The following is a 13,821-nucleotide window of genomic DNA, read 5'->3' on the forward strand; positions in this document are numbered from 1 at the left end:
CTAAATAGATTAATTTACTAACTTTCTTCAATCACAGAATAAACAATGTCACTTATCTCTTTTTGTTTTTGCTTAATTTGTTCATCTATCATTTTTTGGGCATCGATTTGAAATTTAATTTGTTCAGCTATTTTGTGTTGTTTTTTTAAAGTAAAGTCAGGAATATAAAAGTTTTTTATCTCATTTACATAAAGTTCTATCTGATTAGTTGCTCCAGTATAATCTCTTTCTATCTGATAGGTCCCTAAAAGACTTCTTAAAAAATAAGTTAGAAAAAGTGGATTATAATTATTGTTTACTCTAACAATTGAAACATGCCCATCTGCAATTAAATCCTGTTCGTCTTGTTCATTAATATCGATCTTTCCCAAAGAAACTTTTCCTGTAGAAGCAATCAAAATATCATTTTCTTTAATCTGGGCTTTTTCTTTTAAAGTAAAGAAATCTTCATTTACGAATTCACAATCAATTAAATCTATATTTCCATTTTTTAATTGTCCTGTTTTCACAACCGGTATATCACCATTTTCATCATATTTAGGACTAACACCTCTTTTTATATCTTGTTCTAAAATAGTTTTAAGTTTAATTGTATTTTTAGAATGAAAAATTTTTTCAATTTTCCTTGTTAACGGATTATGAAATCTTGATGAAAATCTAAAAATATTACTTTCATTCATTTGAGAAAATGGCATTGTATAAATTCTAAAAGTTTTATCATATGATTTCTGAGTTCCTGCAGTCATACCTTTGCCAAATTCTTTCCAAAGGTTTTTAGAATATTTATATTCTTCTGCAAAAACTTCATTAATTATCTCTAAATGCTCTTTTTTTTGAGATTTAAGATTTTGTATCTCTTGTTCAATTGGTACTATTTTTTCAACTAAGTGAATTTGAATATCTAAAGGAATATTTGGAATTAGTAATCTTCCAAATTCATCTTTTGATAAATATTTTGAAGCAAACAATTTTTTAAATTTTGGTCTAAAAACTAAATTAAAATACCATTTTAAAAATATTTTATTTACCAAATCATCATCTAAATTAATATGAAAAACATTTTGATTTATAAAAATATCTCTTTGTGTAATAAATGCAAGACCTATAGTCATGGCATTTGAAACAATTAAAGAGTTTCTGGGGACCATATATAAAGTTTTCTCATTATCGATTGCATAATCTGTTATCTGTTCTGAAGACTTATTATTTAAAATATAAGTTGAGTTATCTATATCTTGCATTGTAAAAAAGTCATATTCCCCATTCCAATAATCTTCGTTAAATTTAGATGGAGTACGACCTGATTTTATATCTGTTTCAACATTTTTATTTAAAAGTACATTTTTAAGATAAATACCATTTTTTATATGCAAAACAGAATAATCTTTCAGTCCTAATTTTGGATCAAGTGCAAAATTACTAAATTTTACTGCTTTGCTCAATCCCATTTTACACTCTTTCTAATGCTATCTAAAATTTTAACTTCTTGATTTTTTCTAAGTAAAATATCACTTGAAGCCCATCTTTGCATCATACCGTTTTTAAAATGATTGATAAGTATTTCATCGGTTCTATCAAAATATTCATCTTTGATTTCATTATTATTTTGATAATAAGTGTTATGAATCTCTAGCCCCTCTTTTTTTTCATCATCCAAGGCTTTTAGTCTTTTTTCAACTTTATCAATATCTTGACATACTGTTACAAATTTCCTTTCAAGTGTTTTATTTGTTTTTATGTCTATCTTTTTTTGAAGTTCATCCCTTTCATTACAAAGTTCTATTAAAAGATGATTATCCCTCGCAATGAGTTCATCATAATATCTTTCTATAGCATCAAGTTCTAACTTATAAGGTGCAAATTCAATATCAAACAAATCATTTGGCATAGATTTTTCACCTCTTTTTGTACGTTTATATCCAACGTTTTCAGCTTCTGCCATGAAAATATCATAGTCCATTTCTTTAGCTACTTCACCAAATACCCACCAAGGGTTATAAAATCCAAACACATCAGTAGTATCTTTATCAAACTTGCAAAGCTCACCAAGTTCATTTTGATACTTTCTTATTAATTCTTCGGGGGTTAAATGCTTATCTTCTTCTCCAAAATAGTCTTTTAAAATTCTATATAAAATTACTAACTCTTCTTTTTCATTTAAGTCTTTAATTGATGGTAGTTTTTTTCTATCTTTGCCCTTTAAATATACATCAGAAAGGTTTAAAACTCTTGTTTTTAGATTATTCCATTCACTTCCATAGCTATCCCACAGTTTATTCCATTTAGCTATCTCTTCTTTTGTCTTTTTTTGCATAAACAGAAGTGATGTTTTTGTGGAAGTATAAGGTTCAAAAGTTACCTGAGGTAAACTCACAACCGCTTTAACTTTAAAATACTTAAAAATAAAAAGCCTAATATATTTGTTTTCTGTTGTATCAAACACACTTTCAGGTAGTACAACTCCAACTCGTCCATTTTCTTTTAAAAGCTGATACCATCTTTCGATAAACAAATTTTCAGAGTTCTTTTTATCTCCGAACAAAAAATTATTTGGCAAAAATCTTTTTGTTTCGGTATCCAAATCAACACTAAAAGGCGGATTTGAGATCACTACATCAAAATTACCATTTACATCTTTATCGCTATAAAGATCATCTGGCTCATTTTTTGATAGATGATTTGGCGCAGTATCTTTTGTATAAAATCTAAAAGGCAAAAGACCATCTTTAACAAAAATATTAGTCGAACCATCTCCATGAAGTATCATATTGACTTTTGAAGCGATTCCTAGATCAAAGTTAATATCTGCACCATAAAGATATTCTTTGGCCCATTTATTTTCTTTATGTTTTTCTTTGTCTTTACCAAATAAATCTTCAATTAAATCTTTTGTTTGGCGATTTGCTTTTAATTTATCTCTTTGTTTGTATTTAAGCTCCTTAGTTATAACTTTCATAGCTTCTACAAGATATGTTGCACTTCCAGCACTTGGATCAATAATGTAAGGTAATTCTCTATCATTATTAAGCCTATCAATAGCATAGCTATCAAGATGCAGTGCATAGAGTATAAAATTTACTACTGGAGTAGGAGTAAAAAACTGCCCTTTTGTTTGTTTGAAACCGTCTCTTGTAATCGATTCAAAAAAATCACCTAATATATCTTTACCATCAATGGAGTTTCTACCATCATAAAAAGAATAAGGCTCTAGTTGTGAAACACAATATACAAGTTTATTCAACGGAAATTTTTCTTCATTGATTACATAAGCTTTTGCTATTTTTGTTTCATCTGTGATATTAAGTTTTTCTTGTAAGGCTCTACGGTAAAGTTCATTTACTCTATCAAAAATACGATTTAAATTTTCGGTATTTTCACCATACTGATGGATTTGAAAATGATATTCTTCATTATCTTCTCTTTCAGATTCATCTTGAAGTTTTGCCAAAATGATATTTACTAGAGAATAAAATATCTCACTATCGGTTGTTCCACCACCACCCCAAAGTACATTATGTAAATTTTTCGCAAGTGCTTCGATCTCTTGTTTTTTGATTTTTGTTTTTAAATCGTGTTTATCATGACCTTTTATATATGCTTGTTTCTTTGGTTTATCATACCCTGCTGTTAGTTCACTTCCAACGGACACCAAACCGTCATTAACCCAATCATTGTAGTCTGGATATTTTTCATAATCTATGATAATTAACCTATCATGTATATGATCCTCATTTTCCTCCGTAGTATAATAAACTAAATATTTGGGTTTAAGAGGCTCCAATTTAGCAAGTTGGTAAAGCTGCCCTTCAATATATTCTTTGTCACTCTCATACTTATCAGGGGCTTTTACTTCTATAAAGAAAAAAGGTTTATTGTCTTTATCTTTGACAATTACATCAATTCTCGCCTTTTGAACTTTCGGACGACCAATATTATATTCTTTTTCTAGTTCAATTAATTCAGCCGGGTAGTCAAGTTCATTAATAAGTCTGTCAATTAAAAAGGCTCTCGTGATTTCTTCGTCACCTGTGATAGTTTCTATTTGTCTATGAAGTTTAATCTTTTCATTATAAGCAATCTCTTTTCTATCAATATTTATCGAAGTAACTTTATTCTTTTGGTTTTGAAGCTTATCTTCAATTCTTTCTTGCCATGTCATAGTAAATAAATTCCTGTACTGATTTATCTAATACAATATGCCAGGGAATGTAACTACCATTTTGTACTCTTCCCCTACATATAATTAGAATTAATGTAATTGATATTCTAACTATTATCCACTTAACTCTATGCCCTTTAAAATTTAATCAACATGCAAAAATAAAAATTAAAAATTAAAATGTTAAATTAGCTATCAGCATATATAAAATAAACGCATTATAGAAAGTAAATGTAACCAATAGAAACACACTGGAAATATCATATATTTGTTTTCTTTTATACTCTATCTTTTTATAGATTCCATAAAACTCCATAATATTCCATAAGGCTCCAATACCCTCCTAAAGCCCAAAATATCGATAAAAAATGCACTTGTTTTAAGAAAAATTTTGTGCAAAAATAAAACTGGAAGCAAACAAAAAGAAAGGAAAAACCATGAAACCAAACGAAAAAAAGTGGATCAGACCTGATGACTTTGAAGCACTGTATGGCGTACCAATAAAAACTCAAAACCAATGGAGGCATAAAAAAGAAATACCCTACTCAAAAAAAGGTAACTACGTATGGTATGACAGAGAAAAAATCGACAAAATACTCGAAAACAATGAGATAAGCATTCAGGATAACTGAGTGCTTCCACAAGAAGTGAAGCACTAACTGTGTAGCAACAATAGTATATCACTTTTTGCACAATAATCAAAGACCGACTTGTGTACGAAAAACTAAACAAGTACTTTATTGGTTTCACTATCAGTGAATATGATTATGAGAGGGTTTATAGAATGCTTCCAACTCCTTCAATAGAATCATACGAATATGCTGATGGTGGTACTACTCAAAAAAAAGTACTGATCTATACCCTTGACAGCTATATTACAAGTGCAAAGCAGTTTCGATGGATTGCATCTATCAAGCATGCTATTCAAGCACGAATAAAATGTGATATCAAGTGGATAGACGAGTACTTTGTAGAAGATAAGAGTTTAATAAATGTAGTGGTGTACGATTTAAAGTATCTCTCGGATATGTTTGATGCAAAACGTATAGTGTACCCCACGCCTTTATATCCGTCAGAAAAGAAAAGTGTATATAGAAATCTATGTATGATAGCCACAAAACTATATAAAAAAGACATTTTATACAAAGAATTATTACTGGGAATAGCAATCGATTTCAATAATAAGTTTACGGGTACGCAAAGATATAGTCACAGAAAATTATATGCCAAAGTGATACGATGTATACAATTCATTAGTATACAAAATCCCAGTGTCTTAAAAGGCGTTGAACTTAAGAATGCATACAAAAAAGGAGGAGCAGTCAGAGCAAAACAAGTACAAAAGGCAAAAAATACAAATATACATATACTCAAAACATTATTGCAGGATCCAAAATATACTAAAAGTAATGGCACGCCTAATATCAAATTACTTGCTAAAAAAATGGGGAAAACAAGGCAAACTATTGCCAACTATCTCAAGAATGTTAATTGATCTTAATGAGGGGGGGGGATAATGCCGATAGCTGATTTTACATGCCGCTATCTCAGGCTTTAGAGACTTTACAAACAACATAAAACCTATGCCAATAGCTGATTTTACATTTTTAGATGCCCCAGCAAATGGGACATCATTCTTTAGAGCATTATTTATTACAGCTCAATTAATATACTGACTACTATTTCCTTCTTGCAAGAAGGAACTTTTCAAATTCGTCCTTGAAAACATAAAACCGATCTCCATCATGATAATAATGTTTACCATATTCAAGTCCCTCCTTTTCTGGTTTTTCCTGTTCGCCTGGAATAATTAGATACTTTCTCAGGTTGCTGGTACCCCATCCTGGGCCAAAAAACCTATGAGTTTCTTCCAGAGTTAACAGGTTTTTGCTGCTGGCACTAATGACCAGCCTTAAATTTTCTAATGCTGCTATAAGTTCTGTGCTCATAGCTAAAACTTAGTCAGTATTTGAGCCAATCTTATTAGGTACACGCTAGTGTAGTACCTTAATTCTTCTTCACAATATTAAAATATTGCTGCATTATTATTCACCGCCATTAGATATGGCTGTACTGTAAATTAAGGTTTAAGTTAACCTTTTCCATTCTGACAAGATATTACTTATTAGCTATATAGCCCCTTCCATTTCATGCTCTATAATTATGTACTGTAGCAAAGTAATATATACTGTCAATCCTTTGGGGTCTATCCAGTACAAGCCGGAGTATAACATGAAAAAAAGAAAAACGTGTACCCCCTTCATAAAGGCAATGATATTTACTTCTTTTGAATAATTTTTTCGATCACTTTAATTGCTTCACGTGAACCTTTACCGTAGTTCAAGCTTAGGTATTTACTCAATGTATTGGTATTATTGTGGCCAAGAGCACCACTCATTAATGTGGCGCTAACCCCCTGCTCTGCCATAGCAGAGACAACAACATTACGCATATAATGAAGTGTGAAATTTGGAAGTATTTTTTTGATCTTCTTAGTCTGTTTTTCTATATTTGATATCGGTTCTTCTTTATTGATGCGCGACTCATAGACATAGCCTATAGGACTATTGAAACTTTTCAATAACTCAGAGATGTAATTTGGGAGAACAAACATCTGGTGTTCACCATTTTTTGTATCTTCGATCAGATACGTCCCCTTGTCAAAATCGATGTTTTGCCACTTTAGTCCTAATATCTCCGACTTTCTTCTACCTTGCAAAGCAAAAAAGTATAAACTTTGATAAAAGGGGTCATCTTCGAACACCTTTTGAATCGCATTGAAAATTTCCAGCAGCTGCTCACTTGCACCAACAACGATTTTCTTAGTCTTTGGTATTTTGATAGTAATACCATCACACGGATTAAAATCTATCAACCTATTTACCATGGCCTCTTTAAATACAGGATTCAGTACTTCAAGTGTAGTTTTTATGGTGCGAGGCTTTAACCCTAATTCTTCTTGCTTTTTGATACACTCTTTGATATGCATCTGTTTGATAGCTTGCACTTTTTTCTTACCCAGATGTGGCTCGATGTAGTTATTGTAATGGTTTATTTTGGTTTGTTTCCAGGTTGTCTCAGGAGCATATTTGAAAAACTCGCTAATAAACTCATCCAATTTTATATTTTCATTAATCTCGGTTACAGGATTTATCTTTTTATCCCGAAAACTTTTTGCATCCGTTTTAGCTTGTGAAACTCTAGTTCTCTTATCCCAACCCTTATCACTATAATCAAAAAGTTTTGAATACTCTTTGCCTTCCACAATACATCTGAAAAAAAATTTACGGTAAGCATTATCAGCTTTTAGCCCAGTGTCTACTTTATGTACAAATTCTTTTTTGTTAATACCCATATAATGATCCAATTAATGGGTCCCATGTCTAGGTCCCATGTATTTTGGAATTATTATACATCAAAAGAAATTAACAAGAAAACAAAAGTCCCTATTTTAGGGACTAAATCAACTATTCGGAACCTTAAGAAAACTAGGAGTATTAGGCTCATAACCGAGTGGTCCGTGGTTCGAGCCCCCGAGGACCAACCACCCACAAATCCCTATATCACGTTATTTCAAGCCTTTTATCCCACAATTATTTATTGTATTGTTTATTGCGGGGGTACTTCAGAGGGGACTCAAAAAATCATGAACTTCAATTCTCTTTAGAAAACTCATATTTTAAATAAGAACAACAATATTTAATACAAAACTAAATGATTTACAATCCTATTTTTTTTATATAATATTTGAATATCTTTTTTTACAGTCATATCTTATACGTAAACCAATTCATAAACTATATAAGCTAAACTATATAATCATACTTCAATAAAAGGGAAGATTCAAAATGAAATTAATAAAAATTATTTTAACTATATTAGCTGAAACAGCAAGGTTAGGAACGACTGTAGCGCAAATGATTGAAAGTTGTAGCAAAATGATCAAAAAACATAATGATACAATGATGATCGATAATGTAGGAAAACAAAGTGAATAGACCAAATCTATTAAAATTGATTATATTTCACATCCACACTACATAAAGGCATTAATATGTTAAAAAAAAGTTTACTGATCGCTTTGAGTATTCCTCTTTTTCTCAATGCTGCATCAATCACCTCACTTCTTCTCGCGTTACAGCACAGACCTGAAAGTCAGTTAGATAACCTAGAAATTGAAAAAAGTAAACTTAACAAAGAATCCGTCAGCGATCAACTGATGCCTACAGTCAATATATACGGCGGCTATGAGATATCCAACACCCCCACAGCACTGGTTATAGTTGTCCCAAATAAACTGACAGAAATGGTTCAAGACCCGAACATAGGACAACCATTCAGTAAAGGCATTGCACGTGAAGGTGTCAATTTCACCTGGCCGTTATTTATAAAATCCGTCTATACCCTTGAGGAGAAAGCAGAACTTTTAAATCTTTCGGCAAAAGAGAAGAAAAAACTTAACCTGATACAAAGAGAAGCCATTGTTGTCGGTTCTGTAGCACAGTTAAAGTACCTTGAATCACTCAAAGATGCTTTAAAGGCAAAAAAACACTCAATTACTCAAACACAGATCCGTACCAGATTGGAAATAAAAGAGGGACGAGCGCCTCAAAGTGCGGATTTTATCCTTGAAAGCAACATTAATGATGTGGATATCGCGATAAACAACATTGATCAAAACATCAATTTGATCAGCTCAAAGATTGAAACACTTACCGGAATATATTTGAAACATTCTGTTCCCCTAACGCTTCGAAGGTCTGTCATAACAGATGAAATAATGGCTTTGAAGCCTTTGAAAAAAAATGTTGAAGCTAAGCAAAAAGGGATACAGGCGACAAAAGAGGCGTTTATCCCCAGTATAGTAACAAAAGGAAGTTATACCTATTCTCAAGCAGACGCCTACAATAACGACAAGCCTATCTCTGAACAATACGGTACTTTAGGCATTTATCTTACCATGCCGCTTTTTGATGCCTCAAAAAATACGGCCATTGAGCAGGCAAAGGTAGATTATCTAAAAGAAAAAACTAATTTAAATCAGACACAACACGCTTTAGAAGTCCAGGCAAAACAACTTCAAAGAGAAATCATACTTTTGAAAAAATCTATTACCCTGGCAAAAAAAAGCGTTTCAGATCAGAAGGAACTCTTAAAAATCGCCAAAGTTTCCTATGAAAACGAGCGCATTACACAAGAAGAGTACCTCCGTTATGAAGATGCGCTTGCCAACTCGAAAGCCAACCTTTATAATATTCATGCAAAACAGTGGCAAGATATTGCACAACTTGCCGTGATCTACGGAAATGATCTTGGGGAGATAGTTAAATGACAACAAAATCAAAAATAATTATAGTTATGACCGTAGGTATCCTGCTTGTGATCGCTGTATCAAAACTGTATACCAAGAGATCAGAGCTTGTTAATGAACCTGCCATGAAATCGTATGCCGTGATTGTCTCAAGCCAACCCGTCAGAAATGCTATGGTTTCGTTGAGTCTTCCCTATCTTGCAATAGTACAGAGCGATAAGGATGTTGTACTTTCATCCCGCACATCTTCTAGAATCCTTGAGATGGTTAAATGTGGAAGTCCGGTAAAAAAAGGAGATATCCTGATCCAATTGGATTCTGATGAGCTTAATGACAAAAAAAGCGCACTTAAACTTCAAATTGCATCAACGCAAGCAGATATCATGGCAAAAAAAATACTGCTTGATACAGCGTTATCCTCTCATGAAAGAACCAAAGCGCTCTTAAAAGTAAAAGGAGCTTCCATAGAGCAGTTCGATAAAGAATCCAGCTCTATCTCCGATATAGAAGCGGCACTCCAAAGCCTAAAAAACCAAATCGAGATTCTCAATTTAAATATTTCCCAGATAGATAACGCATTAAGCTATACGATTTTAAAGAGTCCGATTAATGGGGTTGCATCTGAATGTAACGCCAATATAGGGGATATTGCAGCTCCCGGCAAACCACTTATTACTGTGGAGAGTGAATCAGGCAAATACCTTTTGGTGCGATTCTCAGGCAATATATCTTCCCACGAGATAAAGTACAAGAACAAAATATACCCTCTTATACCTATGAAAAGTACTTTTAACGGCTTGAATGAATATAGGGCCGATCTCAATACTTCACGCGCTAGGGGTGAGAGAGTAACTGTCTCTGTGACCACTTATCATGCAGAAGGCATCAAAGTACCATTAAATGCGCTATTGGAAAAAGAAGGGAAAACGTACTGCTTCGTTATCAAAGGGGAACATGCTGCGCCTGTTGCTGTCAATATTATAGCAAGAGGAGAAGAAGGAGTAGTGGTCAAAGGGCTAAAAGAGGGAGAGGAGATTGTTGTCGCGCAACCGGATATATTGCTAAAACTCTTGAGTGGCGTACCGCTTCGAATTAGAGGAGAATAGAGAAATGTTTGAGTTTTTCCATCGTCGTCCGTACTTCATCTACAGCACTGTGGTAACCCTTATTGTTCTAGGGATCTACGGCCTCATTACGATGCCGAAAAATCTCTTTCCCGATGTGGAGCGCCCAACCGTTATCGTCGTCACACAGATGCCCGGAGCCACAGCACAGGTTATTACCAGTACCGTCTCAAAACCGATTGAAGAAGAGCTTGCACGACTTGCCAATATTAGAAATATTTCTTCAACAAATATGGCAAACTTTTCAATAGTAAAAGCTGAGTTTGAGTATGTTAAAGGACTGAATGCAGCAGCGGTAGATGTGAACAATGCACTTTCCATAGTAAAAGGAAAATTGCCCGTTAATGCTTCACCCGCAATCTATACGACAGGCGCTTTTACCCTTCCTGTTGACGTCATCACCCTGACATCAAAAACCAATGCGCTCAGTCTGGGGGATATCAGAAAAATAGCGGACAGTTTTATTAAACCTGCACTTCTTAGCAACCCCGCTATTGGAAACGTTGAAGTATTTGGCGGTTACAAAAGCGCCATCACTATTGATGTCGACCCTGTTAAAGCAACACATTATAAAGTAGACCTCAATACCCTTGCACAAACTATCTCGGCAATCAATAAAGATATTCCAATCGGATTTTCCAAAAGCAAGAACGGGTTTTTTACGCTCACTTTTTATGGAGAACAAAATCAAATCTCGACACTGAAAAATCTTTTTATCAAACCCAACCTGCAGTTGGAGGACATAGCTAAAGTAAACTGGGAATACGAAAAACGTTTTTCGGGCTATATCGGTAACGGTAACGAGGGTATTGCACTTGCGATTCAGCGCGCCCCCGGAGGCTCGGTAGTTGATGTTTCCAATGCTGCAAGAAAAGAGATCGCACAGCTTCAAACGATTTACAGTAATATAGATTTTAAGATATCCGATACACAGCGTGACCTCATAGAAACTTCCAACAAAAATATGCTCGAAGCCCTGAGAGATGCGGTTATCTATACGCTTATCGTCCTTATGTTTTTTCTAGGCAATTTCCGTGCAGTTATTGCCGTGGGACTTTCCATACCTATTGTTTTTTTTGGTACTTTGTCTATCATCTGGCTTTTTGGAGGAGAGCTGAATATTACAGTTTATACAGGCATCATTCTTTCACTGGGACTTCTCATTGATGATGCGGTTGTCATTATTGAAAATATTGAACGGCATATCAGCAAATTAGGCAAAGATCCGGATACTGCCGCCATTGAAGGAACAAAAGAGGTGCTGCTTCCGGATTTTGCCGGAACACTTTCCACATCAGTCCTCCTTTTCCCCCTGTTGTTCGTAGGGGGATTTCCAGAACACATTGCTCGTCCGCTCATAAGCACTCTGCTTATTGCCCTACTGGTTTCGTATATACTTTCTGTGACTTTCCTGCCGCATATGGCACGTATTTTATACCGTAACGGTTCAACAAATAAAAATAGAATAGAACTCTTTTTTGAAAACCTTTATGCCAAAAGTATCGGCAGATTTATTACCCCCTATTTGGGTATTTTGAAATTTTCCAACGGAAAACGCTCCGCAATGAGAAAGATACTTCTAACTTTGGGTATTTTGATCATTCTCGCACTAAGCGTAAAGAATATTATGCCCGTCATTGGCCGCGATGTGATGCCTCCTATGGATACAGGGATCGTTAAGATCAATGTCAAATTCAGCAGTAATGACACAGTAGAAGAAGCCGGCAAAAAATTAATGCCGTTTTTAAAATGGCTGCATGAGCAAAAAGAGGTTAAGATGAGCTCCGTCTCATTTGGGAGCGAAGCGGGTGTTCTCTCACTGGGCAGTGGAAATCTGCCAAGTGAAGCAACGATCACCATAAACTATACCAACCGCTTCGATCGAAAAAAAACGATTTGGGAGATCGAAGAGGAGTTGCGAGACCAACTGCATCAGATCAATGGACTTAAAGATGCGGATGTTTTTGATTTTGGAGCCACTGCCATCTCGAGCATTAAAGCGCCGCTGGATATACGTATCAAGTCTTCGGACTATAAAGACTTACCTGAAATGGCAGACAAGGTCATTAACAAGATCAAAGATATTCAGGGATTGACAAGTATTTCCAAAAGCTGGAACAGTGACTTCAGTGAAGCCCAAGTTAAAATAGATACAAACAAAGCGCTCTCCTATGGCTTGACCCCTCTGAGTATCGCTATGCAGATTCCAATAAAAGAGCAAATTATTTCTCTGGAAGGGAACCTTGCATCAATGAATTCCCAGGCACTTAAACTCTATCTGGATAATCCTTTTGGAAAAAGCATAGAAAGTTTAAGAATGATGCCGATTCAAACCAAAAACGGTGAGATCCCGCTTAGTACAGTTGCAGACATACAATACGGATTAACACAAGCAAAGATCGAGCGCAATCAAATGCTTTACAGTATTGATGTCAATGCATATAGATCCAAACGCCCGATTTCCATTATCACTGAAGATGCGGATAAAAAGCTCAAAGAGCTAAACAGTTCGGGGAATATCATCTCTCAAGAAGGAGATATCGCAGAAATACATGACAGTACAGGACGTATGTTAAAAGCAATTGTTATTGGCGTCATTCTTGATACCTTGCTCATGATCGTGATCTTCCGTTCTGTTAGACTTGCTCTGACCATGATCTTTATTCTGCCTCTTTCGATAATTGGTGCTTCATGGGGCATGCTTTTATTTGACAAACCAAGCTCTTTGCCAAGTTTGCTCGGCATATTGCTTCTATTTGGCATTGTGATCAACAACACGATTATTATCACGGATTTTTACCAAAAATATCGGGAAAAAGAAAATCCATTTGAAAGCGCATTGGAGAGCATCAAAATACGTTTCAGACCGGTTATGATGACAACTTTTGGAACTATTGCAGGAATGATTCCTATCGCACTCGAACAGGCAGTGGGACTGGAACGGCTTTCTCCTTTGGCTGATGTTGCTATAGGCGGGGTCATTATAGGGACTTTCTTGACATTGATCTATCTGCCAATGTTCGCATACAGCTTTGACAAGAATAAGAAAGATATAAAAGTTCACACAAATTAAATTCTTTTCTCTCTCGTTCCATATCTCCCGATATGGAAAGCATACATAAAACAGGATTACCAAAACTTTTCAATCTCAAGCAATACCTCCATTCCCTCTTAATCTATACTCGTAGCTAATCTTTTTGGTATTTCCGGACTGTACTATTTTAATT

Annotated in this window: 10 protein-coding genes; 6 read left to right on the plus strand and 4 right to left on the minus strand. The window is 34.5% G+C overall.

From position 1 onward, the window contains the following. Positions 1-17: 17 nt before the first annotated feature. A complete protein-coding gene (locus PGH07_RS01210) occupies positions 18-1,448 on the minus strand; it encodes a restriction endonuclease subunit S (RefSeq protein WP_289412066.1) in 1,431 nt (476 codons plus the stop codon). Further along, positions 1,439-4,159 (minus strand): type I restriction-modification system subunit M, encoded by a 2,721-nt coding sequence (locus tag PGH07_RS01215; protein WP_289412067.1) that lies wholly within the window; start codon positions 4,157-4,159, stop codon positions 1,439-1,441. Before PGH07_RS01215 ends, PGH07_RS01210 begins: the two co-directional genes overlap by 10 nt. Positions 4,160-4,596: 437 nt before the next feature. On the opposite strand from PGH07_RS01215, the gene PGH07_RS01220 reads away from it, so the two are divergent. Together PGH07_RS01220 and PGH07_RS01225 are read left to right on the plus strand one after the other, a co-directional pair. Continuing rightward, positions 4,597-4,791 carry a MerR family transcriptional regulator gene (locus PGH07_RS01220; protein ID WP_289412068.1) on the plus strand — a complete coding sequence of 65 codons (195 nt, stop codon included), beginning with the start codon at positions 4,597-4,599 and terminating at the stop codon, positions 4,789-4,791. 80 nt (positions 4,792-4,871) lie between these two features. Next, a complete protein-coding gene (locus PGH07_RS01225; protein WP_289412069.1) occupies positions 4,872-5,654 on the plus strand; it encodes a hypothetical protein in 783 nt (260 codons plus the stop codon). 184 nt (positions 5,655-5,838) lie between these two features. Here the strand turns inward: PGH07_RS01225 and PGH07_RS01230 are convergent, their stop codons facing one another. Both PGH07_RS01230 and PGH07_RS01235 read right to left on the minus strand, forming a co-directional pair. Then, on the minus strand, positions 5,839-6,108 hold the full coding sequence (locus tag PGH07_RS01230; protein ID WP_289412070.1) for a hypothetical protein: 270 nt from the start codon (positions 6,106-6,108) through the stop codon (positions 5,839-5,841). 329 nt (positions 6,109-6,437) lie between these two features. After that, complete coding sequence (locus tag PGH07_RS01235; protein ID WP_289412071.1) at positions 6,438-7,514, minus strand: tyrosine-type recombinase/integrase; 1,077 nt, start codon at positions 7,512-7,514, stop codon at positions 6,438-6,440. Between the two features lie 493 nt (positions 7,515-8,007). Here PGH07_RS01235 and PGH07_RS01240 point away from each other — a divergent pair, with 493 nt between their 5' ends. From PGH07_RS01240 to PGH07_RS01255, 4 genes are read left to right on the plus strand one after another with little or no spacing between them, the layout of a single operon-like run. Continuing rightward, positions 8,008-8,157: a hypothetical protein gene (locus tag PGH07_RS01240; protein WP_289412072.1), complete on the plus strand. Its 150-nt coding sequence runs from the start codon at positions 8,008-8,010 to the stop codon at positions 8,155-8,157. A gap of 56 nt (positions 8,158-8,213) precedes the next feature. Further along, the gene (locus PGH07_RS01245) at positions 8,214-9,491 is read left to right on the plus strand and encodes a TolC family protein (protein WP_289412073.1); all 1,278 of its coding nucleotides are present in this window, start codon (positions 8,214-8,216) and stop codon (positions 9,489-9,491) included. After that, on the plus strand, positions 9,488-10,576 hold the full coding sequence (locus tag PGH07_RS01250) for an efflux RND transporter periplasmic adaptor subunit (protein ID WP_289412074.1): 1,089 nt from the start codon (positions 9,488-9,490) through the stop codon (positions 10,574-10,576). Before PGH07_RS01245 ends, PGH07_RS01250 begins: the two co-directional genes overlap by 4 nt. A 4-nt stretch (positions 10,577-10,580) precedes the next feature. Then, the gene (locus PGH07_RS01255; protein WP_289412075.1) at positions 10,581-13,667 is read left to right on the plus strand and encodes an efflux RND transporter permease subunit; all 3,087 of its coding nucleotides are present in this window, start codon (positions 10,581-10,583) and stop codon (positions 13,665-13,667) included. The last annotated feature ends 154 nt before the right edge of the window (positions 13,668-13,821 follow it).

This window comes from Sulfurovum zhangzhouensis, assembly GCF_030347965.1.
Classification (GTDB): Bacteria; Campylobacterota; Campylobacteria; order Campylobacterales; family Sulfurovaceae; genus Sulfurovum; species Sulfurovum zhangzhouensis.